This is a genomic window from Streptomyces sp. TRM64462, assembly GCF_013362995.1.
Taxonomy (GTDB): Bacteria; Actinomycetota; Actinomycetes; order Streptomycetales; family Streptomycetaceae; genus Streptomyces.
On the sequence record NZ_JABWDV010000076.1, the window covers coordinates 13,566 to 35,573 of the forward strand.

19 protein-coding genes and 1 tRNA gene are annotated in these 22,008 nt (G+C 72.7%); 12 read left to right on the forward strand and 8 right to left on the reverse strand.

Translation table 11 applies throughout. The features are described from left to right. Positions 1-141 precede the first annotated feature (141 nt). Positions 142-1,965, forward strand: a complete 1,824-nt coding sequence (locus HTZ82_RS03475) for a protein kinase (protein ID WP_175407765.1) — start codon at positions 142-144, stop codon at positions 1,963-1,965. 61 nt (positions 1,966-2,026) lie between these two features. On the opposite strand, the gene HTZ82_RS03480 is transcribed toward HTZ82_RS03475, so the two are convergent. Next, positions 2,027-3,097, reverse strand: a complete 1,071-nt coding sequence (locus HTZ82_RS03480; RefSeq protein WP_175407766.1) for a phosphotransferase — start codon at positions 3,095-3,097, stop codon at positions 2,027-2,029. Between the two features lie 360 nt (positions 3,098-3,457). On the opposite strand from HTZ82_RS03480, the gene pdhA reads away from it, so the two are divergent. From pdhA to HTZ82_RS03495, 3 genes are read left to right on the forward strand one after another with little or no spacing between them, the layout of a single operon-like run. Continuing rightward, the gene (gene pdhA, locus HTZ82_RS03485; RefSeq protein WP_175407767.1) at positions 3,458-4,660 is read left to right on the forward strand and encodes a pyruvate dehydrogenase (acetyl-transferring) E1 component subunit alpha; all 1,203 of its coding nucleotides are present in this window, start codon (positions 3,458-3,460) and stop codon (positions 4,658-4,660) included. A 2-nt stretch (positions 4,661-4,662) separates the two neighbouring features. Then, positions 4,663-5,643 carry an alpha-ketoacid dehydrogenase subunit beta gene (locus tag HTZ82_RS03490; RefSeq protein ID WP_175407768.1) on the forward strand — a complete coding sequence of 327 codons (981 nt, stop codon included), beginning with the start codon at positions 4,663-4,665 and terminating at the stop codon, positions 5,641-5,643. A 35-nt stretch (positions 5,644-5,678) separates the two neighbouring features. Next, positions 5,679-7,139, forward strand: a complete 1,461-nt coding sequence (locus HTZ82_RS03495; RefSeq protein WP_175407784.1) for a dihydrolipoamide acetyltransferase family protein — start codon at positions 5,679-5,681, stop codon at positions 7,137-7,139. Here the strand turns inward: HTZ82_RS03495 and HTZ82_RS03500 are convergent. Further along, positions 7,126-7,455 (reverse strand): helix-turn-helix domain-containing protein, encoded by a 330-nt coding sequence (locus HTZ82_RS03500; RefSeq protein WP_175407769.1) that lies wholly within the window; start codon positions 7,453-7,455, stop codon positions 7,126-7,128. The genes HTZ82_RS03495 and HTZ82_RS03500 overlap by 14 nt on opposite strands. Before the next feature lie 313 nt (positions 7,456-7,768). On the opposite strand from HTZ82_RS03500, the gene HTZ82_RS03505 reads away from it, so the two are divergent. The 3 genes from HTZ82_RS03505 (at position 7,769) to HTZ82_RS03515 (ending at position 10,253) form a co-directional block, all read left to right on the forward strand. Beyond that, the gene (locus HTZ82_RS03505; RefSeq protein ID WP_175407770.1) at positions 7,769-8,167 is read left to right on the forward strand and encodes a hypothetical protein; all 399 of its coding nucleotides are present in this window, start codon (positions 7,769-7,771) and stop codon (positions 8,165-8,167) included. Between the two features lie 77 nt (positions 8,168-8,244). Further along, positions 8,245-8,919 carry a GntR family transcriptional regulator gene (locus HTZ82_RS03510; protein ID WP_175407771.1) on the forward strand — a complete coding sequence of 225 codons (675 nt, stop codon included), beginning with the start codon at positions 8,245-8,247 and terminating at the stop codon, positions 8,917-8,919. Continuing rightward, positions 8,916-10,253 carry a nitrate/nitrite transporter gene (locus HTZ82_RS03515; protein WP_175407772.1) on the forward strand — a complete coding sequence of 446 codons (1,338 nt, stop codon included), beginning with the start codon at positions 8,916-8,918 and terminating at the stop codon, positions 10,251-10,253. The genes HTZ82_RS03510 and HTZ82_RS03515 overlap by 4 nt, the downstream gene beginning before the upstream one ends. A 69-nt stretch (positions 10,254-10,322) precedes the next feature. Here the strand turns inward: HTZ82_RS03515 and HTZ82_RS03520 are convergent, their stop codons facing one another. Continuing rightward, on the reverse strand, positions 10,323-11,147 hold the full coding sequence (locus tag HTZ82_RS03520) for a maleylpyruvate isomerase family mycothiol-dependent enzyme (protein ID WP_175407773.1): 825 nt from the start codon (positions 11,145-11,147) through the stop codon (positions 10,323-10,325). Positions 11,148-11,316: 169 nt separating this feature from the next. On the opposite strand from HTZ82_RS03520, the gene HTZ82_RS03525 reads away from it, so the two are divergent. Continuing rightward, the gene (locus HTZ82_RS03525) at positions 11,317-12,114 is read left to right on the forward strand and encodes a carbon-nitrogen family hydrolase (RefSeq protein WP_175407774.1); all 798 of its coding nucleotides are present in this window, start codon (positions 11,317-11,319) and stop codon (positions 12,112-12,114) included. A 74-nt stretch (positions 12,115-12,188) separates the two neighbouring features. Here HTZ82_RS03525 and HTZ82_RS03530 read toward each other — a convergent pair whose 3' ends face one another. Next, positions 12,189-14,306, reverse strand: a complete 2,118-nt coding sequence (locus HTZ82_RS03530; RefSeq protein ID WP_175407775.1) for a pectinesterase family protein — start codon at positions 14,304-14,306, stop codon at positions 12,189-12,191. A gap of 90 nt (positions 14,307-14,396) precedes the next feature. On the opposite strand from HTZ82_RS03530, the gene HTZ82_RS03535 reads away from it, so the two are divergent. The 3 genes from HTZ82_RS03535 to HTZ82_RS03545 all read left to right on the forward strand — a co-directional run bounded on the left by HTZ82_RS03535 (position 14,397) and on the right by HTZ82_RS03545 (position 17,611). After that, entirely contained in the window at positions 14,397-16,223 is a 1,827-nt protein-coding gene (locus tag HTZ82_RS03535; RefSeq protein ID WP_175407776.1) for an NHL domain-containing thioredoxin family protein, read from the forward strand. Between the two features lie 193 nt (positions 16,224-16,416). Continuing rightward, on the forward strand, positions 16,417-17,475 hold the full coding sequence (locus HTZ82_RS03540) for a hypothetical protein (RefSeq protein WP_175407777.1): 1,059 nt from the start codon (positions 16,417-16,419) through the stop codon (positions 17,473-17,475). Between the two features lie 61 nt (positions 17,476-17,536). Then, positions 17,537-17,611: transfer RNA gene (locus HTZ82_RS03545), tRNA-Trp, on the forward strand. 38 nt (positions 17,612-17,649) lie between these two features. Here HTZ82_RS03545 and HTZ82_RS03550 read toward each other — a convergent pair. Beyond that, complete coding sequence (locus tag HTZ82_RS03550) at positions 17,650-18,945, reverse strand: M18 family aminopeptidase (RefSeq protein ID WP_175407778.1); 1,296 nt, start codon at positions 18,943-18,945, stop codon at positions 17,650-17,652. Positions 18,946-19,375: 430 nt separating this feature from the next. Between HTZ82_RS03550 and HTZ82_RS31960 the strand changes: the two genes are divergently transcribed. Next, on the forward strand, positions 19,376-19,603 hold the full coding sequence (locus HTZ82_RS31960) for a DUF6083 domain-containing protein (protein WP_254711590.1): 228 nt from the start codon (positions 19,376-19,378) through the stop codon (positions 19,601-19,603). Here HTZ82_RS31960 and HTZ82_RS03560 read toward each other — a convergent pair. From HTZ82_RS03560 to HTZ82_RS03570, 3 genes are all read right to left on the reverse strand, one after another. Then, complete coding sequence (locus HTZ82_RS03560; protein WP_175407780.1) at positions 19,593-20,969, reverse strand: FAD-binding oxidoreductase; 1,377 nt, start codon at positions 20,967-20,969, stop codon at positions 19,593-19,595. The two genes, HTZ82_RS31960 and HTZ82_RS03560, sit on opposite strands and share 11 nt — an antisense overlap. After that, positions 20,966-21,523 (reverse strand): pyridoxamine 5'-phosphate oxidase family protein, encoded by a 558-nt coding sequence (locus HTZ82_RS03565; RefSeq protein ID WP_175407781.1) that lies wholly within the window; start codon positions 21,521-21,523, stop codon positions 20,966-20,968. Before HTZ82_RS03565 ends, HTZ82_RS03560 begins: the two co-directional genes overlap by 4 nt. Before the next feature lie 94 nt (positions 21,524-21,617). Continuing rightward, the coding region (locus tag HTZ82_RS03570; RefSeq protein ID WP_175407782.1) for a response regulator transcription factor at positions 21,618-22,008 on the reverse strand (391 nt) is incomplete at its 5' end.

A 22,008-nucleotide genomic window follows, 5' to 3' on the forward strand; every position in this document is an offset into this window, starting at 1 on the left:
CGACGGGCATGGAATTTGCACAGGTGTACGTGGAACGGGTTTGATGGCCCGTCCATCCCGAACCGGCTCGTCGCGCGGAGGCTGTAGCGTGACGTGGCGAGGACAGCGCGCGGACAGCGCACGGAAATGACGGCGAGGACGATGGCACCCGGATCCGAAGCAGGTGGCGGCGGAGTGTCGGACGACGGAGCGCCGGAGCGCCCGACCGGCGGCGCCGGCGGCTCCTCCGACGTCGGGGACTTCGGCGTCGGCGGCCTCGTCGGCGACGGCCGCTACCGGCTGACCCACCGTCTGGGCCGTGGCGGCATGGCCGAGGTGTTCGCCGCCGAGGACGTACGGCTCGGCCGCACGGTCGCCGTGAAGCTGCTCCGCCCGGACCTCGCCGAGGACCCGGTCTCCAAGGCCCGCTTCACCCGCGAGGCGCAGTCCGTCGCGGGCCTCAACCACCACGCGATCGTCGCCGTGTACGACTCCGGCGAGGACGTCGTGGGCGACCAGTCCGTGCCGTACATCGTGATGGAGCTGGTCGAGGGCCGCACCATCCGCGACCTCCTCATCAGCGCCGAGGCACCGCCGCCCGAGCAGGCGCTCATCATCGTCTCGGGCGTCCTCGAAGCGCTCGCGTACTCGCACCAGCACGGCATCGTCCACCGTGACATCAAGCCCGCGAACGTCATCATCACGCACAGCGGCGCCGTCAAGGTGATGGACTTCGGCATCGCCCGCGCCCTGCACGGCGCGTCCACGACGATGACGCAGACCGGCATGGTCATGGGCACGCCCCAGTACCTGTCGCCCGAGCAGGCGCTCGGCAAGGCCGTCGACCACCGCTCCGACCTGTACGCCACCGGCTGCCTCCTGTACGAACTCCTCGCCCTGCGGCCGCCGTTCGTCGGCGAGACGCCGCTGTCGGTCGTGTACCAGCACGTCCAGGACATGCCCGTACCGCCGTCCGAGGTCGCCGACGTGGCGCCGCCGGAGCTGGACGGGCTCGCGATGCGCGCACTCGCGAAGGACCCGGACGACCGGTTCCAGAGCGCCGAGGAGATGCGCGGGCTCATCCAGTACGCGCTGCGCATGCTCCAGGAGCAGGGCGGCCACACCGGCACGTGGAACACGGGCCCGATCGGCGGCGCGTACGACGGCGGGCACGGCCAGCACGACGGCGGGATGTCCGCGACCGCGGTCATGGGCGCCCCCACCGGCCCCGGCGGCCACGGGGCCCCCGCCGGACACGGAGCCCACGGCGGACACGGCGGACACGGCGGCCATCCGGCCCGCCAGGGCCACGGGCAGCCGATGCACGGCGACACCTCGCAGGGCCCGATCCTGCCGCCGCGCAACCCCGACGACGGCGCGTACGCCGGCGGCTACGGAGGCCAGGGCAACGGCGGCGGTGGCGGCCGCGGCAAGGTGCTGCTGTTCGTGGCGTTCGCGCTGGTCGCGATCGTGGCGGGGGTCGTGTACGCGATCAAGGCGAGCGACAACACGGCCACCCCGGGCACCAGGCCGAGCGTGAGCCCGTCCCCGTCCGTCTCGTCCGAGAAGCCCAGCGCCACCCCGTCCCCCTCGCAGAGCGAGGAGGAAGAGGAGCCGGACACCTCGACCGGCGGCAGCGGCGACTGGGGCAACCGCACGCCGTGGACCCCGGACACGTCCCCGAGCAGCCAGAACCCGTCCCCGTCGCAGAGCTCATCCGCCGACGCGGGCACGAGCGACGGCGGCACCGACGAGGGCACGACCGACGGCACCACCGACGGCGGCACGACCGACGGCACCACCGACGGGTCGACGGACGGCAGCAACAACCAGGGCACCACCGACGGCACCACCACCGACGGCGGCACCACCGGGACGACCGACGGCGGCTCCGGCGACACGGGCGGTACCACCAGCTCGGGCCAGCAGGGCGGTACGACGCAGGGCACCACGACGGGCACCACCGGGAGCACCACGGGCACCTGAGGAGCCTGAGGCACTTGAGGAGCCTCAGGCACCTGAGGGGGCCGAGGCACCTGAGGGACCGTCACCCGGCGAACGCGTCGCGCACCGCCTCGTATTCGCGGGTCCACCACACCGTCAGGGCCGACGCCGCGGGAAACTGCGGGTCGGCCCTGCTGTCGTGCAGCTCGTAGCGCCAGCGCAGTATCCAGAAGTCGTTGAGCCGCTCCCACCACACCCGGTGCACGGCGGCCGCCAGTTCGGCCGCGCCCGCGCCCGAAGCGCGGCGGTACGCGCGCGCGTAGGCCCGTACCTTCCGCAGGTCCAGGCGGCCGGTCGGCTGTACGTAGAAGATCAGCCCCGCCCGTACCGCCTCCTCCGCCCGCGGCTGCACGCCCAGCCGGTCCCAGTCGACGATCGCGGCGGGCTCCGCGCCCCGGTACAGCAGGTTCAGCGGATGGAAGTCGCCGTGCACCCAGCCGCCCGCCACGGGCGCGGCCGGGCGCCGGTGCGCGTGCTCGGCGAGCAGCCGGCGGCGCTCCACGAGCCGGTGCTCGGCCAGCTCGTCGAAGGGCTCGCGGGGCCGCCGCCCCCTGGCCAGCGCCAGCAGCTCGTCGATCAGCCGGAACGTGTCCTCCGGGTCGGCGCTGGCGTACTCCCGCGCGCCCGCACCCCCGCCCGCACCGCAGCCCGCTCCCCCGCCCGGAGCACCGCCGTCAGGACCGCCGGCACCGTGGCCCATGACCTTCTCCAGGCACGTGTGGACCAGCCCCAGCAGCGCACCGAGCCGCCGCGAACCGGACGCCGTGAGCTGCGTGCCGTCCCGGTGGCGGCCCTCGACCCACGGGTGCAGCGCGTAACAGTGCCCGTCGATCAGCGCGACGGTCCGCCCCCTCGTGTCGGGCAGCGGCGGGGCCACCGGGACGCCGAGGTCGTGGAGGCTCTGGGTCGCGCGGTGCTGGCGGACGATCGTGGCCCGGTCGGAGGTCGGGGCGTCGACGTGCTGTTTCAGGAAATAGGTGCCGCGGGTGGTGGTGAGCCGGTAGCCGTTGTTGAGCAGTCCCTGGGAGAGGGGGACGCAGGACAGGGGCTCGGCACGGGGGACGTAACGGCGCAGGAGCGCGTTCACGGGTGGCGTTACAGATGAGCGCGGCACTCGACAGATGTTAGATCAACATGAGATCACCCTGGAAAACAAGTCTTCCCGTGGCCCGGGTACGCGGGATAACGTGCCAGGGTTCCGGCGGCCTGCAAGGCTGTGACCAGTGGTTGTCCCCCCGTTGTCCCCGCAATTCTCGATTTACTTGGAAATCCAAGCAAAATCGCAGGTCAAATGGGGTTTCGCAGGAATGCGACGCACTGGGTAACGTGCCTATGACAGGGTGCTCGCCGGGGCACCTGTCACGCCTGTTCCCGGCCGAGCGCACCCACCCCGTGCACCCGTACGGAACCAGGCGGAACGCCGCACTGGCCGCCCGGCGGACCCCGGGGGCCGGACCGACGGAGGAGCACGCACGTGACCGTGGAAAGCACTGCCGCGCGCAAGCCGCGACGCAGCAGCGGCACCAGCACCGGCAGCACCGGCAGCGCCGGCGCCGGTGGTGCCAAGCGCGCCGCCCGCGCCAAGAAGCCGCAGAACTCGAACGCCGAGCCCCCGCTCGTACAGCTGCTCACCCCCGAGGGTGAGCGTGTCCAGCACCCGGACTACGACGTCGACCTCAGCCCCGACGAGCTGCGCGGCCTCTACCGCGACATGGTGATGACCCGCCGCTTCGACGGCGAGGCCACCGCCCTCCAGCGCCAGGGCGAGCTGGGCCTGTGGGCCTCGCTGCTCGGCCAGGAGGCCGCCCAGATCGGCTCGGGCCGGGCCCTGCGCGACGACGACTACGTCTTCCCGACGTACCGCGAGCACGGTGTCGCCTGGTGCCGCGGGGTCGACCCGACCAATCTGCTGGGCATGTTCCGTGGTGTGAACCACGGCGGGTGGGACCCCAACAGCAACAATTTCCACCTGTACACGATCGTGATCGGTTCGCAGACCCTGCACGCCACCGGCTACGCCATGGGCGTCGCCAAGGACGGCGCGGACTCCGCGGTCATCGCGTACTTCGGTGACGGCGCCTCCAGCCAGGGCGATGTCGCCGAATCGTTCACCTTCTCGGCGGTGTACAACGCGCCGGTCGTGTTCTTCTGCCAGAACAACCAGTGGGCGATCAGCGAGCCCACCGAGAAGCAGACCCGCGTCCCGCTCTACCAGCGCGCGCAGGGCTTCGGCTTCCCCGGCGTACGGGTGGACGGCAACGACGTCCTGGCCTGCCTCGCCGTGACCCGCTGGGCCCTGGAGCGGGCCCGCCGCGGCGAGGGCCCGACCCTCGTCGAGGCGTTCACGTACCGCATGGGCGCCCACACCACGTCCGACGACCCCACCCGCTACCGTCACGACGACGAGCGGGCCGCCTGGGAGGCGAAGGACCCGATCCTGCGCCTGCGCCGCTACCTGGAGGCCCAGGGCCACGCCGACGCGGCCTGGTTCGAGGAGCTGGAGGCGGAGAGCGAGGCGCTCGGCAAGCGCGTCCGCGAGGCCGTGCGCGCCATGCCCGACCCCGACGACATGGCGATCTTCGAGAATGTCTACGCCGACGGGCACGCGCTCGTCGACGAGGAGCGCGCGCAGTTCGCCGCGTACCAGGCGTCGTTCGCGGATGGCGAGGTCAAGTGATCATGGCTGTGCAGAAGCTCCCCCTGGCGAAGGCGCTCAACGAGTCGCTGCGCAAGGCCCTGGAGACCGACCCCAAGGTCCTCGTCATGGGCGAGGACGTCGGCAAGCTCGGCGGCGTGTTCCGGGTCACCGACGGCCTGCAGAAGGACTTCGGCGAGGAGCGGGTCATCGACACGCCGCTCGCCGAGTCCGGCATCGTCGGCACCGCCATCGGCCTGGCCCTGCGCGGCTACCGGCCGGTCGTGGAGATCCAGTTCGACGGGTTCGTCTTCCCCGCGTACGACCAGATCGTCACGCAGCTCGCGAAGATGCACGCCCGCGCGCTCGGCAAGGTCAAGATGCCGGTCGTCATCCGGATCCCGTACGGCGGCGGCATCGGCGCCGTCGAGCACCACAGCGAGTCGCCCGAGGCGCTGTTCGCGCACGTCGCGGGCCTGAAGGTGGTCTCGCCCTCGACGCCGTCTGACGCGTACTGGATGCTCCAGCAGGCCATCCAGAGCGACGACCCGGTGATCTTCTTCGAGCCGAAGCGGCGCTACTGGGACAAGGGCGAGGTCGACACCGAGGCCATCCCGGGCGAGCTGCACAAGGCGAGGGTCGCGCGCACCGGCACGGACCTCACCCTGGCGGCCTACGGTCCCATGGTGAAGGTGTGCCTGGAGGCCGCGGCCGCCGCCGCGGAGGAGGGCAAGTCGATCGAGGTCGTCGACCTGCGGTCGGTCTCGCCGGTCGACTTCGACACCGTCCAGGCGTCCGTCGAGAAGACGGGCCGGCTGGTCGTCGTGCACGAGGCGCCGGTGTTCTTCGGCTCGGGCGCGGAGATCGCCGCCCGCATCACGGAGCGGTGCTTCTACCACCTGGAGGCCCCGGTGCTGCGCGTGGGCGGCTACCACGCCCCGTACCCGCCGGCCCGGCTGGAGGAGGAGTACCTTCCGGGGCTTGACCGGGTGCTCGACGCCGTCGACCGCGCGCTGGCGTACTGAGGAAGGGCGAGAACACCGTGATCCGCGAGTTCAAGATGCCGGACGTCGGTGAGGGACTCACCGAGGCCGAGATCCTCAAGTGGTACGTGCAGCCCGGCGACACCGTCACCGACGGCCAGGTCGTGTGCGAGGTCGAGACGGCGAAGGCGGCTGTGGAGCTGCCGATCCCGTTCGACGGGACCGTGCACGAGCTGCGCTTCCCGGAGGGTACGACCGTCGACGTCGGCGAGGTGATCATCTCGGTCGACGTGGCGGGGGGTGGCGGCGCCGCTGCCGCCGCTGCCGAGGCGCCCGCTCAGGCCGCCGAGGTGGCCGCTCCCGCCGCGCCGGCCGCGCCTGCCGCTGCCCAGGCTCCCGCGGCGCCCGTCGCGGAGGAGGAGGAGCCGCAGGGCCGCCAGCCGGTGCTGGTCGGGTACGGCGTGGCCGCGTCGTCCACGAAGCGGCGCCCGCGCAAGCAGCCGGTGCCCACCGGTGCGGCCCCGGCCGCGCAGGCGGCGGTCCAGGGCGAGCTGAACGGCCACGCCCCGGCGCCAGTGGCGCCCGTGCCCGAGGCGCGGCCGCTGGCCAAGCCGCCCGTACGGAAGCTGGCCAAGGACCTGGGCGTCGACCTGACGGCCGTGGTCCCGACCGGTCCTGACGGGATCATCACGCGCGAGGACGTGCACCGGGCGGCCGCCCCGGCCGAGGCCCCGGCAGCTGTACCGCCGCAGGCCCCGGCGCCCGCGCCCGAGCCCGCGCAGCCCGTACAGCCCGTGCAGGCCCCGGCGCCGGTGGCGGCGCCGTCGGCGGCGGGGGAGCGGGAGACCCGTATCCCCGTCAAGGGCGTACGGAAGGCCACGGCGGCGGCCATGGTCGGGTCGGCGTTCACGGCGCCGCACGTCACCGAGTTCGTCACGGTCGACGTCACGCGCACCATGAAACTCGTCGAGGAGCTGAAGGCCGACAAGGACATGGCCGGGGTGCGGGTGAACCCGCTCCTGCTCATCGCCAAGGCCCTGCTCGTCGCGATCCGGCGGAACCCGGAGGTCAACGCCTCCTGGGACGAGGCCGCCCAGGAGATCGTGCTCAAGCACTACGTAAACCTGGGCATCGCCGCCGCGACGCCGCGCGGCCTGATCGTGCCGAACATCAAGGACGCCCACGCCAAGACCCTCCCGGAGCTGGCGGCGGCGCTCGGCGAGCTGGTGTCCACGGCCCGCGAGGGCAGGACGACACCGGCGGCGATGCAGGGCGGCACGGTGACCATCACCAACGTCGGCGTCTTCGGGGTCGACACGGGCACGCCCATCCTCAACCCGGGTGAGTCCGCGATCCTCGCGGTCGGTGCGATCAAGCTGCAGCCGTGGGTGCACAAGGGCAAGGTGAAGCCTCGTCAGGTGACCACGCTGGCGCTGTCCTTCGACCACCGCCTGGTCGACGGCGAGCTCGGTTCGAAGGTGCTGGCCGACGTGGCCGCGATCCTGGAGCAGCCGAAGCGCCTGATCACCTGGGCCTGACGGATCTCTCCACCCAAGGCCGCCGGGGGCCCGGACGCGACGGTGCGTCCGGGCCCTTCGCTCTTACCGTCCTGCCCGGGTGGTGGCCCGGGCTGCCCGGAGGGCTGCCCGCCCGGCCCGGCGCCCGCATGCCCAGGCGCAGTCCGAGCGTGAAGCCGAGCGCGAAGCGGCTGGAGCAGCCGTGCTCCTGCATCAGATCCTGGACGCGGCGCTGGACGGTCCGCTTGCTGAGTGCCAGTTCGCGCGAGATGCGGTCGTCGCTCCAGCCCCGCACCAGCAGTTCGACGATGTGCTGACGTTCCGATGCGTCCTGCATCGTGTCCCCTCCCTGGTTACAAGTAACCCGGCCCCCATGAGGTCGCTGTTCGTAGCAGCACTCCCACGGTAACCCTGGGGTCCGACGGAATCCCAGCCGAAACCCCGCTGAACGGCCCGTGAACGGGAAGGTGGCGGGAAGGCGACAGATGCACCCGGATTTCCTTCTGTGCGCGGTGCGTTGACGGCTAGCTTCCGAGGGGCAAGGCGGTTCCACTCGGGGGACCATCCCGCACGGTGAACGGTTGATGGAGGAGAGCACCTTGAAGCTTCGTTACGCGGCAGCGGCGGCCGCCGCAGCGACTGCGGCTGTCATGGGCACATCACTTCCGGCTCACGCGGCCGGACAGGGCGGAGGCACCCAGCAGGCCAAGCCGGCGGGTGTGGGCACGCTGGCGGACTACACCCACTGCCGGACCCTGTACACGAACGGCACCAAGGCGGGCACCGGCTGCTTCCAGTCCTACGGCGACAAGTTCCTCATGGACGACCACAAGGGCGACGGATTCCGCGTCATCGCCCAGTGGTACACGGACTACGGCCGCTCCGGCGAGTGCCACTGGTCCGGCGGCGCGTCCGCCGGCTGGGGCGAGTGCAACTACAACATGAGCGAGAAGGGCAACGTCAAGTTCCGCGTCGTCCTGCGCGACGGCGCGACCGGCCCCAACGAGGCGACCGGCACGTGGAGCGGCTGGCTGCCCATCGGCGGCTGAGCGGCGCGGTCCACAGGGCCCGTCCGCATCGCGGACGGGCCCTGCTGTTGCACCCCTCTTGTATCTATGCTGTGCGCATGCCAGCCGCCGCACCGTCGCCCGCCCCGTCCTCAGCCCCGGCCCCGCCCGCCGCCGAGCGCGTCTACCACCACGTCAAGGAAGCCGTGCTCGACCGCCGCTACGAAGGCGGCACCCTCCTCACCGAAGGCGAACTGGCGCAGGCCGTCGGGGTGTCCCGGACCCCGGTCCGCGAGGCGCTGCTCAAGCTGGAGATGGAAGGGCTGCTGAAGCTCTACCCGAAGAAGGGCGCCCTCGTCCTCGCCGTCTCGGCGCAGGAGATCGCGGACGTCGTGGAGACTCGGCTGCTCGTCGAGGAGTTCGCCGTACGCAAGGCGGTGCCCGTACCGGCGCGGCTCGTGGCGCGGCTGGAGGAGCTCCTGGAGGAACAGCGGCTCCACGCGCGCGAAGGCGACCTGCGGGCCGTCGCCGTGTCGGACCGCTGCTTCCACGCCGAGATCGTCCGCAACGCCGGCAACCAGATCCTGTCCAAGCTGTACGACCAGCTGCGCGACCGGCAGCTCCGCATGGGCGTCGCCGTCATGGAGGCGCACCCCGACCGCATCGCCAAGAACATCACCGAGCACACCGAGATCCTGGAGGCACTGCGGGCCGGCGACGCCGAGGGTGCCGCCCGGTGCGTGCGCGCCCACGTCGGACGGGTGCGGGTGCTGGTCCGGGGTGACGACCGGTGAGCAGCAGCCCCGCCGCGCCGTCTCCCCCGTCCCCGCCCTCCCCGCCGTCCCCGCTCCCCGCCGACCCACCCGGCGGCCGCCGCGCCGCCCTCGTGTGGGGCGTCGGCGTCTCCGTCTACCTCGTCGCCGTCGTCTTCCGTACGTCCCTGGGCGTCGCCGGGCTCGACGCGGCCGACCGCTTCCAGGTCAACGCGTCCGCGCTGTCCGCGTTCTCGATCGTCCAGCTTCTCGTCTACGCCGGCATGCAGATACCCGTCGGCCTGATGGTCGACCGGCTCGGCACGCGCAAGGTCCTGACCCTGGGGATCGTGCTGTTCACGCTGGGCCAGCTCGGCTTCGCGCTGTCGCCCTCGTACGCAACGGCCCTCGCCGCACGGGTGCTGCTCGGCTGCGGCGACGCGATGACGTTCATCTCCGTGCTGCGCCTCGGCAACCGCTGGTTCCCCGCCCGGCGCGGGCCGCTGATCGCGCAGCTCGCCGGGCTCTTCGGGGTCCTCGGCAACCTCGTCTCCACCATCGTGCTCGCCCGGATGCTGGACGGCCTCGGCTGGACGGCGACGTTCGCGGGCAGCGCGGCGGCGGGGCTCGTCGTCCTCGCGCTGGTGCTGCTGTTCCTGAAGGACCACCCGGAGGGGTACGCGCCGGAGCCGGTGCCGCACGCGGGCGTGGCGTACGTGCGGCGGCAGATCGCGGCCGCGTGGCGGGAGCCGGGGACGCGGCTCGGCATGTGGGTGCACTTCACCACGCAGTTCCCCGCGATGGTGTTCCTGCTGCTGTGGGGCATGCCGTTCCTGGCCGAGGCACAGGGCCTGAGCCGGGGGCGGGCGGGTGAGCTGCTCACCCTGGTGGTGCTCTCCAACATGGTCGTGGGCCTGGCGTACGGGCAGATCATCGCCCGCCACCACGCCGCCCGTACGCCCCTGGCGCTGGGCACCGTGGCGGCGACGGCGACCCTATGGGCGGCCACCATCGCCTATCCCGGCGACCGTGCGCCGATATGGCTGCTGGCCACACTGTGCGTGGTGCTCGGCGCGTGCGGCCCCGCGTCCATGATCGGCTTCGACTTCGCCCGCCCCGCCAACCCGTCCGAGCGGCAGGGCACGGCGTCCGGCATCGTCAACATCGGCGGCTTCACCGCGTCCATGACGACGCTGCTGGCCGTCGGCGTCCTGCTGGACGCGACGGGCGGCGACTACCGCGTCGCGTTCTCGTCGGTGTTCGTCCTGCAGGCGCTGGGCCTCGCCCAGATCCTGCGGCTGCGCGGCCGCACGGCGCGCCGCGAGCGGGAACGGCTCGTGGCCAGCCGCGTGGAGGCCGTACACGTACCGGCGTGAGGCAACGGCGCGTACCGGCGTGAGGCACGGACGCGGGCGCGCGCGTGCCGGCGTCAGGCCCGGACGGGATCAGGGCGTGATGGCGAAGTGGGCCAGGATCGCCGCCGCCAGCTCCTCGTCGCCCTCCACCTTGATCCGGTCCGCGACCGCCGCGGGCCGTACACGGCCGCAGGCGAGCCGCATGTACGTCTCCCAGTCCGTCGCGAACGTGACGGCCGGGCCCAGCGACGGCGCGCCGTCGACCGTGCCGCGCCCGTCCGCGTCGACACGCACCGTCCGCATGAACTCGACCGGGCCGCTGACGTCGAAGACGACCGCCGAGTTCGGCGGGGCGCCCGCGTCCTTGGCGACGACCCTGGGCAGCACCGTGAGGAAGGTGTCGCGGGCGACGTACGCGCCGGGCGAGTCGAGGTTGCCGGGCTTGCCGAGGGTGGTGCGCAGGTCCTGCTCGTGCACCCACACGTCGAAGGCGCGCATCCGGTAGGCCACTTCGAGGCTCTGCTCGGCGCCCAGCGGGGCGCGCACCAGCGTGTCGGGGGAGCGGGACTCGTTGCGCAGCATGCGGGCGCGGCGGATCAGGATGTACTCGAGCTCGGAGGTCATCTCCGGCGCGGTGTGGTGGCGGCGCACATCGACCTGCATCTCCATGTAGCGGGAGAAGTCACTGCGTACGTGGTACAGATCGCGCGGCAGGGAGTGAATCGGCCGTGGGTCGCCCAGCATCTCGCACTCCATGCCGATGACATGGGAGACGATGTCCCGGACCGACCAGCCGGGGCACGGTGTGGCGCGGTTCCATTCCGCCTCGGCGAGCGGCTGTACCAGCTCGGCTATCGCTTCGATGGAATGGGTCCAGGCGTCGGCGTAGGTCTGGAGGCTGGGATGGACGGTCACGGGACCCCTCGTGCGGCTTGGTACGCGGGCTGGGTGCTGCGGCGGCTGCGGGGGTCCGGGGGACGTCCCCCGGAAGAGAACAGTACGCTCCCCACAGGCCCCTCGGCAGTGCTTTCGTGTGACGATCGTAGGCCCGTATTGACGGCTCCAACGCCAGGACGGTGGTAATGTGCGCGCCTCGCTCCTTCAGATCGCGGTCAACCCGGACGAATCGGTAGCCGCTCGACGCGGCCGGGCCGCCGACCTCGTACGCGAACAGCGGGGCTCGGACCTGGTGGTGCTCCCGGAGCTGTGGCCCGTCGGGGCCTTCGCGTACGAGTCGTTCGCGGCCGAGTCCGAGCCGCTGGAGGGCCCGACGTACGCGGTGATGGCCGAGGCGGCACGGGAAGCGCGCGTGTGGCTGCACGCCGGGTCCATCGTGGAACGCGCCCCCTCGGGTGCCCTGTACAACACGTCCCTGGTCTTCTCGCCGTCCGGTGAGCTGGTCCGCTCATACCGGAAGATCCACCGCTTCGGCTTCGACCAGGGCGAGGCCGTGCTGATGGCGGCGGGCGACGACCTGGTGACGGTGCCGCACCCGCAGCTCCCGTTCGGCGTCGCGACCTGCTACGACCTGCGGTTCCCCGAGCTGTTCCGGGGCCTGGTGGACGCGGGCGCGCGGGCGTTCGTCGTCCCGGCGGGCTGGCCCGCCCGGCGCCGCGCGCACTGGACGCTGCTCGCGCAGGCGCGGGCGGTGGAGAACCAGGCGTACATGCTGGCCTGCGGAACGGCCGGTTCGCACGCGGGCGTCGAGCAGGCGGGGCACAGCATCGTCGTCGACCCGTGGGGTGAGGTCCTGGCGGAGGCGGGCGCGGGCGAGGAGGTCCTGACGGTGGACCTGGATCCGGCGAAGGTGGAGCTGACCCGGGACCAGTTCCCGGCCCTCAAGGACCGGGTGCTGGGCACGCCGCCGCCTACGCGCGCGTAGAGCGGGACTTCCGCGCTACGCGCGCGTGGTGCGGCGGTTCGGCCGTGCGGCCCTGCGGCCGTGCGGAGGCCGGGTCAGGCGCCGGGCGTCCAGCCGCCGAGCCAGTCCGCGACCTCCTGGCCGGCCGCCTGGGCGTCCGTCAGGTGCGGGCGCTCAGTGCTCTGGGGACCGGCGCCGGGGCCGTTGTTCTCGTACTCGGCGAAGCGGTCGTTCTTCCAGGAGAAGCCGCTCATGTCGGTCCAGGGGGCCGCCTTGATGGCGCCGCTGAGGTGGGTGTTCCGGAAGGTGGCCTGCGGCCTGAGGGAGGCGTCGCCGCCCGCGTGCCAGGGCCGGCCGAGGTAGAAGCTGCCGTTGCTGACGTCCCCGTTGACGACGCTGCGGTTGATCAGGAAGCCCTTGCGGTCGGCGGCCGTGCTGGGCGCGGCGATGTATCCGGCCGAGGTTCCGTTCCAGCGCTTCTTCAGGGTGATGACGGACCGGTCGATGACGGCGGTGGCGCGGCCGAAGACGAAGTCGACGTTGCCGACGACGTACGAGTTGGTCATGTAGACGCGGCCGAGCCGGTCCTTGGAAGCGGTGTCCAGGAGCAGGGTGTCCTGGTCGCCGCTGACGATGACGCCGTCCAGCAGGACCCGGTCGGCGGCGGTCCGCAGGGCGACGGCCTGGTGGCCGCTCATGTGCTGGTTCGCCGCTTCGTCGAAGTCGTTGGAGACGGTCAGGTTGCGGGCCTGGAAGTCGTCGGCCAGGACGGCGACGGTGGCGCTGCCGCTCGTGCCGTACGTACCGGAGCCGCCGGGCTTGGGCGTGCCGGCGGCGTTGCCGTACACGATCACCGTGTCCTTGCGGCTGGCACCGGTGCCCTGGAAGGTGACGTGCGGCTTGTTCGACGGGACGGTGACCGTCTCGCGGTATGTGCCGGGCTTGATCTGGATGACGACCCGGGAGGTGTTGCCCGCGGGCACGGCGTTCACGGCGGCCTGCACGCTCGTGTACTGGCCGCTGCCGTCCTTGGCGACGGTGAGGGTCGTGGCGGCGGCTGCCGTGGCGCCCGCCGTGCCGGTGGCGCCCGCCGTGCTCGCCCTGCCGATGGTGGAGCGCGGCCCGGCGCCGGACTTCACCTTGGACGGCACGTCGGCGGCGGCGTCCAGCGTGTAGGAGTAGTACGCCTTCGGGTCGAACGCCGTGCCGCCGCTCTCGTTGCGGCCGCTGGTGCCGGAGAAGATGTTGCCCCGCTGGACCAGGGAGGCGGTGGCGTCCTTGATGACCGGGTTCCGCATGCCCTGGAAGTAGCTGTTCTCCAGGACCATCTTGGTGCGCCCGCGCGCGTAGTTGCCGTAGGAGGAGGCGATGCCGGTGCCGGCCTCGTCCTGGAGGTAGTTGTTGTACAGGTGCGCGTGGGCGACGTTGTCGGTGGACGGGTTGCGCTGCTCGGTCTCGCGGAACCAGTTGTGGTGGATGGTCAGGTTCGCGGTGACGTTCTGCGTCCAGCCGATGCCGAAGGTCTTGTTGTTGTTGCTCAGCCGGTTCCAGGACACCGTCACGTACGTGGTGTCCTTGCGGCTGTCGATCAGACCGTCGGCCATGTGCCGCAGGTCGTTGTGGTCGATCCACACATGGTGCGCGCCGTCCATCTGGATGGCGTCGAAATCGTGGTCCTTGTCGTTCCAGACCCCTTGATACGCGTCCCGGATCGTCAGGTTCCGGATGATGACGTTGTGGACGCCCTGGCCGAGGAAGAAGCCGCCGCCGACGATGTGACCGCTGGTCCCCGACCCGACGATGGTCTTGTCGGACGCGACCCTGATCTCCTTGCCCGTGGGGTTCATGGTGATCGTCCCGGCCACGACGATGACGTACGGCTCGGCGGCGGTCGCGTACTTCTCCAGGTCGGCGAGCGTCCGCACGGTGACGACCGCGCCGCCGCGCCCGCCATACGTGCCGTTCTGGCCCAGGGCGTTCACCGAGGCGAACCCGTCGGCGGCCTCCAGGGCCCACGCGGGCGCGGCCTCGGCGGCTGCCTGCGCGGCCTCGGCGGCAGCGGCCCGCGCCTTGGGCGCGGCGTCGTCACCGAGCGCCCCGAAGGCCGTGCCGTACGCCAGCACGCCCGCGGCCGCCAGGGCCACCGGAACGCCCACGCTGAGGGCGACGGTGCCGCGTCTGCGGTGCCGGGCTCGGTTGCGGCTCTCGTTCATGTCGTATCCCGTTTCCGTACGAGGTGGGGGTCACGGGACAGTCGCCACCGCGCGCGCAAAGGGTTGCCGCGGGGATGGCACTCTTGAACCATGAACGATCCGGTCCCCGCGACGCCCCGCCGTGCCCGTGTCCGTGCTCCCGAGCTCGTCGGGAAGGGCGGGTGGCTCAATACGGGCGGCAGCTCGTACACCCTCGCCGACCTGCGGGGACGCATTGTGATCCTCGACTTCTGGACGTTCTGCTGCATCAACTGCCTGCACGTCCTCGACGAGCTGCGGGAGCTGGAGGAGCAGCACCGGGACACGGTGGTGATCATCGGGGTGCACTCCCCGAAGTTCGTGCACGAGGCGGAGCACCAGGCCGTCGTCGACGCCGTCGAGCGGTACGGGGTGGAGCACCCGGTCCTGGACGACCCGGAGCTCGCGACCTGGAAGCAGTACGCCGTGCGGGCCTGGCCGACGCTCGTCGTGATCGACCCGGAGGGGTACGTCGTCGCCCAGCACGCGGGCGAGGGCCACGCGCACGCGCTCGCGGAGCTGGTGGCCGAGCTTGAGGCCGAGCACGAGGCGAAGGGCACCCTGCGGCGCGGCGACGGGCCGTACGTACCGCCTGAGCCGGTCGCCACGCACCTGCGCTTCCCCGGCAAGGCCCTGGTGCTGGATTCGGGCAACCTGCTGGTGTCCGACACCACGCGCCACCAGCTCGTGGAGCTGGCGCAGGACGGGGAGACCGTCGTACGGCGGATCGGCTCCGGCGAGCGCGGCCTGGCCGACGGCCCCGCGGCCGAGGCCCGCTTCAACGAGCCGCAGGGCCTGTGCGCGCTGCCCGACGGGCGCATCGTGGTCGCCGACACCGTCAACCACGCCCTGCGGGCCCTCGACCCGGCCACCGGCGAGGTGACCACCCTCGCCGGGACCGGCGCACAGTGGATGCAGGGCTCCCCGACGTCCGGCCACGCGCGCGAAGTGGCCCTGTCGTCGCCGTGGGACGTCGCCTGGTGGCAGGGCCGGGTGTGGATCGCCATGGCGGGCGTCCACCAGCTGTGGGCGTACGACCCGGAGACGAGCACGGTCGCCGTCGCCGCCGGTACCACCAACGAGGGGCTGGTCGACGGGCCCGCCGCCGAGGCCTGGTTCGCGCAGCCGTCCGGCCTCGCGGCCACCGAGGACCGGCTGTGGATCGCCGACTCCGAGACCAGCGCCCTGCGCTGGGCCGACCCGGAGGGCACCGTCCACACCGCCGTCGGCACCGGCCTGTTCGACTTCGGCCACCGCGACGGCGCCGCGGCCCAGGCCCTGTTCCAGCACCCGCTGGGCGTCACGGCGCTCCCCGACGGCTCCGTCGCCGTCTGCGACACGTACAACCACGCCCTGCGCCGCTACGACCCCGCGACGGGCGAGGTCACGACCCTGGCGACCGACCTGCGGGAGCCCAGCGACGCGGTGCTCGTCGGGGACGACGTCCTCGTCGTCGAGTCGGCGCGGCACCGGCTGACCCGGCTGCGCCTGCCCGACGAGGCCGTACGGGTCGAGGCCGTCGCCCACCGCACGCGGCGCGAGGCCACCGAGGTCGCGCCCGGCGTGCTCTCCCTCGACGTGGTCTTCCGCGCCCCGGCCGGCCAGAAGCTGGACGAGCGGTACGGCCCGTCGACCCGCCTCCTGGTGTCGTCGACGCCCCCCGAGCTGCTCGCGGACGGCGAGGGCGCGGGCACGGACCTGTCCCGCGAGCTGAAGCTCGCCCCGGACGTCACGGAGGGCGTCCTGCACGTCTCCGCGATGGCCGCCTCCTGCGACGACGACCCGGCCAACGAATACCCGGCCTGCCACGTCCACCAGCAGGACTGGGGCGTCCCGGTACGCGTCGTGGACGGCGGCGCGACCCGACTGCCGCTGATCCTGGCGGGCCTGGACGCCTAGGCGTCCAGGCGCCGTCGCCCACCACGCCTGAGCCGGCGGCGCAGCAGCGCACACAGGCCGTTGCCGGATTCCGGCAGTGAGCGGCCGTGCGGTGCTGCGGGCGGGGCCCGTGTTCTGCGCGCACCGCCGCATCCAGACTGTGCGGGTGCACCCTGCCCAGACGGACCAGTCCCAGTCGCGCCCGATGAAGCATGTGTCGATCCGCCCAGCCATGGTGATCGGCATCGCGTTGCTGCTGGCAGCCACGTGGCTGCTGGCCTTCCCGCTGCGTGGCGCGCTCGACGACGCGCGGGCCCTCCGGGCGGCGGTGCCCTGCGCGTCGCCGGACGGCCCCGACAGCGACTGCCTGCGTACCGTCACGGCCCGCGTCGACCACGTCGAGAAGGCCAACCTGCAGCACAGGAAAGCGACGTACTGGCTGCGTCTCACGGAGGCCGACGGCACGTCCAGCCGGACCCGCCTGCGTGGTCTCCCGCAGCCCACGGCCGCCTGGGCGGGGGCGCGCGTCGAGGTCACCTACTGGCAGGGCCAGATCCGGTACGTCGAGTCCGGTTCCACGCGCCGCTGGACGACAGCGGACCCGCGCGACGACTACAAGATCTACGCCACATGGGGATGGGGTACCGGCTTCTTCGGCCTCGGGTTCCTGTGGTCCGCGTACTGGTGGGCCCGGCACTCCAAGGTGACACTCCGGGCGTCGCCCTGGCAGGTCGTGCTGCCGCTCGTCGCGGCGCTCTGCCTCGCCGGTTTCGGGGCGTTGGCGCCCTGGATCACCGACAGCATGGCTGCCGCGTGGGGACTCGTGGCCGTGGGCGCGCTGGTGGCCGTGGCCGTCTGCGCGGTGGCCGCCCTGGTCCTGCGGCGCCGGCCGGACACCGGCGACGACACCGTCCACCTGCCGCCGTCCGTGCCGACGGCGGAGCAGGTGTTCAAAGGCAGCGTCCACGGCGAGGTCCCGTACGGGAAGGGGGGCGGCGGCTGGCTGGTCGCCGGCCCGGGCTGCCTGGCGACGACCCCGGACCCGACCGGTGCCTTCGCCCGCCGCGCGGTCCCGCGCACCCTGACCCCGCTCCGCGCCCGCCCGCCGTACTGGACGGACCCGGGGGCCGGCCTCGCCTTTGACGGCGAGTCCCTGGTCCTGGAGTGCGAGGACAACGGCGTGCCGGTCCTCGTCATCACCCACAGGACGGACATGCCGTCGGTCCTGGGCGCCCTCCAGCCGACCCCGCACAGCAGCGGCGCACCCTCATGAGGACGGCTCGACGACCGCGCCCCGCCCGCGTGTCGCCGTCTCCTAGGATGGCGCTCAAGGCGGAGCCGTAGCGCAGAGGTCGTCGCGCGCGGTCTCCAAAACCGTGAGGACGCCGGTTCGAATCCGGTCGGCTCCGCCCCGCGAGCCCCTACCTCACGGCTTCGGCGGGCAGGGTTACTTGAGGAACGCGACCAGGGCGTTCGCCAGGAGGTACGGGTCGTCGGCGCCGCACAGTTCGCGGGCGCTGTGCATCGACAGGCAGGCGACGCCGATGTCGACCGTGCGGATGCCGTGGCGGGCCGCGGTGATCGGGCCGATCGTCGTGCCGCACGGCATGTCGTTGTTGGAGACGAACGACTGCCACGGCACGCCCGCGTCCTCGCACGCCGCGGCGAACACGGCACGTCCGGTGCCGTCCGTGGCGTACCGCTGGTTGACGTTCACCTTGAGGATCGGGCCGCCGTTGGGGCGCGGGTGGTGTGTCGGGTCGTGCCGCTCGGCGTAGTTGGGGTGGACGGCGTGGCCGACGTCGGAGGACAGGCAGATCGTGCCGGCGAAGGCGCGGGCGCGGTCCTCGTAGCCGCCGCCGCGGGCGTGGACGGATCGTTCCAGCACCGTGCCGAGGAGCGGTCCGTGGGCGCCGGTGTCGGACTCGGAGCCGTTCTCCTCGTGGTCGAAGGCGGCCAGTACGGGGATGAACTCCGGCTCCGTGTCGGACGTCGCGACGGCGGCGAGCGCGGCCGTGCAGGCGTGCACGGACAGGAGGTTGTCGAGGCGGGGCGCGGCCAGCAGCTCGCGGTCGCGGCCCAGGTAGGCGGGCGGTTCGACGGAGTGGACCATCAGATCCCAGCCGGTGACGTCCTCGGCGTCGAGCCCGGCCTCGTCGGCGAGGAAGCGGATCAGGTCGCCCTCGCGGATCTCGTCGCCCAGGCCCCAGACGGGCTGCATGTGGCGCTGCCGGTCCAGCTTCAGGCCCTCGTTGGCCTGCCGGTCCAGGTGGATGGCGAGCTGCGGGACGCGCAGCAGCGGCCGGTCGACGTTGACCAGGCGGTGGCTGCCGTCGCGCAGCGTCAGACGGCCGGCGAGGCCGAGGTCGCGGTCGAGCCAGGAGTTCAGCAGCGGGCCGCCGTAGATCTCGACGGCGACCTGCCGCCAGCCGTGCGCCCCGCTGTCGGGGTGCGGCTTGACGCGGAGGTTCGGCGAGTCCGTGTGGGCGCCCACGATGCGGAAGGGGGTGTGCGGGGCGGCGCCCTCCGGCACGTACCAGGCGATGATCGCGCCGCCCCTGATCACGTACTTGCCGCCGGTCGTCCCGTCCCACGCGGAGGTCTCCTCGACCTGCCGGAATCCGGCCTTCTCCAGCCGCTCGGCGGCGCTGGCCACGGCGTGGTACGGCGAGGGTGAGGCCGTCAGGAACGTCATCAGGTCGTCGGTGTGGCCGCGGTCGAAGCGGGTGGGAGAGCTGCTCATGCCCACACCATACGGGCGGTCCTACGCCGGGTCGCAGGGGTTCAGGTGTTCGGGGCGGCGGGCGTTGTCAGTGGTGGCTGCGAGTATCGACAGGGATGACTCACCGTGCGGAACGCCGTACGGGCGAGCTGACCGACGCGTGACCGGAGGTGCTCAGGTGAAGACGGTGACGACCATCGCGGCGGCCGCACGAGCGGCCCTGCCCGCCGCCGCGGCGGCGCCCCTGTGTGCCGTGTGCGAGGCGCCGGGTGCCGAGTGGAGCGCCCCGTTCATGATGCCGCTGTGCCCGGCGTGCACCCGTGCGGGTACGGGCTCGCCGGACCGCGATCCGGTACGGCTCGGGGACGTGCTGCCGGTGACCGCGGCGGCGCTGCGGGCGTCCGGGAGCGGCGGCCCGGCGCGCGTGCCGGCGCCGCGCACGGGTGCGCCGATGACCTGCCGGTACTGCGGCGGGCGGGCGCGGTGGCACCGGACGACGGGCGACCGGTGGGTGGCGATAGAACCGGGCGTCCGCCCCGCGGCCGGGGTGCCGCGGGGCAGGCGCTGGTACATCGCGGGGGACGGTACGGCGGTGAACCTGCGGGGTGCGCTGCCGTCGGACACGTGCCGGGTGAGCCACTTCGACGTGTGCCCGGGGCGGGAGGGGTTCACGGGGTGATGTTGTGGTTGATGCGGAACAGGTTGCCGGGGTCGTAGCGGCGCTTGACGTCCACCAGGCGCTCGTAGTTCTGGCCGTAGTTGGTGTGTACGCGGTCCTGGTCGTCGTCGCTGAGGAAGTTGATGTAGCCGGCTTCCTGGGTGTGCGGGCGCAGCGCCGCGTCGTACGCGCGGCACCAGGCGACGTTGCGCGCGATGTCGGCGGGGTCGGCGAAGCTGGGGCCGAAGGCCGTCGAGAAGGTGGCGTCGCGCCCCGCGAACGCCGTGTCCGCGGACCCGGTGCGGTGGCAGGCGCCGTCGATGGGGAAGATGATCGTGTCGCTCTGCAGGGACGGCAGGCTGCTGCCGTACGTCATGTGGACGTCGATGGCGCCGTCGGTCAGCTCGCGGCTGAAGTTGCCCTTCCAGTAGTGGTAGAGCCCGGGCGGCAGGTCCGCGTCGAACAGCGTGTTGACGACCGGATACGGCATGCGCTCCACGAACTGGCCGAGTACGGGCCCGAGGTCGCCGAGCCGGGCGCGGATCCGGTCGTCGTCCTCCTCGGGACCGCTCCAGCAGGTCACGGTCGCGCAGACCGGCCGGCCGTGCCACCGCTCGGGCAGGAACGGCACGGGCGGGCCGAGCAGCACGCCGAAGAGGGTGTTGAAGGCGTCGGGGCTGTCCGCGATCAGTTCGCGCCAGCGGCGGGCCACGTCCCCGTCGAGCGGATAGAAGGTGGGCCCGCCGAGGATGTCCGCGACGGGGTGGAGCCGGTATTCGAAGGAGAGGACGGCGCCGAAGTTGCCGCCGCCGCCGCGCAGCGCCCAGAACAGGTCGGGGTCGTGGTGCTCGTCGCAGGTGACGAGGGAGCCGTCGGCCGTGACGACGTCGGCGCTGATCAGGTTGTCGCAGGTCAGGCCGCAGCGGCGGGCGAGGTGGCCCATGCCGCCGCCGAGGGTGAGCCCGCCGATGCCGGTGGTCGACACGACGCCGCCGGTGGTGGCGAGCCCGAAGGCGTACGTGGCGTGGTTGACGTCGGCCCAGGTGCAGCCGCCCTCGGCGCGGGCGGTGCGGTGCTCGGCGTCGACGCGGACGCCCCGCATCCGGCCCAGGTCGAGGACCAGGCCGTCGTCGCAGGTGCCGTACCCGGCGGCGGCGTGGGAGCCGCCGCGCACGGCGAGGGGGAGGTGCTGGTCGCGGGCGAAGGTCACGGCGGCGATGGCGTCGGCCGCGTCGACGGCGCGCACGACGACGGCGGGGCGGCGGTCGTGCATCGCGTTGTAGACGCGGCGGACCTCGTCGTAGCGGGGGTCGGACGGGTCGATGACGTCGCCGTGCACGGCGTCGCGCAGCGGCGCGAGGTCCGGGGTCATGGTGAGCGTGGTCATGACGGGAAGAGCCTTTCGAGAGCGGCGCGGGGGATACCGGCGCCGGCCATGGCGGGCAGGACGGTGGACCGGAAGTCCCAGGAGCGCCATGAGGTCGGGGTGACGGCGATGGCGACGTCCTCGGTGCGCTCCAGGAACGGCCCGACGACGTCGAGGGCTTCGGCGCCCCACGCCCGCAGGTGCAGGCGACGGTTGACGTCCTGCGCGGCGTCCCCGGTCAGCACCTCGGCGGTGCCGGCGGCGGACACCCACGTGATGGTGTCCCGGTCGTCGACGGTCACGGTGACGTGCCGGCGCCGGGCGGCGGCGTTGCGGGCCTTGAGGCTGGTGGCGGAGGTGGCGATGTAGAACCGCCCGTCCTCGAAGAGGTAGTTGACGGGCACGACATGCAGCCGTCCGTCGGCGCTCCGCGTGGCGAACGTGGCGAAGACGTGCGCCTGGAGGAAGTCCCGCAGGTCGGCGGTCAGCTCGCGCCGGTTCGCCCGGTAGACGGTCCGCCGCGCGTCCCGCACGCCGGCTGCGGAGAGGGAGGAGGTGGTCTTGGTGGAGGTCATGCCCCCGTTGTAGGCCGGGGCACGGCGGCCCCGCATCGCCGGAACGGCCCATGGCGCGGGCGGTCCGCCGATGGGCGGAACGGCCCATGAGGGGTCAGGTGAGGTGGTGGGTGTAGGCGAAGGCGGTCGCGGCGGCGCGGGAGGTCACCTGGAGCTTGGCGAAGATGTTGTTGAGGTGGCGGGCCACGGTGTGCTCGCTGATGGTGAGGGCGGTGGCGATCTCCCGGTTGGTGCGCCCCGCGGCGACCAGCCGCAGCACCTCGGCCTCCCGGGCGGACAGCCCGCCGGGCAGCGGCTCCCTGCCCCGTACGGCGTCGAGCAGCGCGGCGGCACGCCGGGCGTCCGGTACGGCTCCGACGGCCTCGAACACGTCCCGCGCGGCGCGCAGTTCCAGGACGACGCCCTCGGTGTCGCCGGCGGCCCGGTTCGCGGCGGCCAGCAGCATCCGCACCTGGGCCGCCTCGTACGGCACGCCCAGCTCCAGC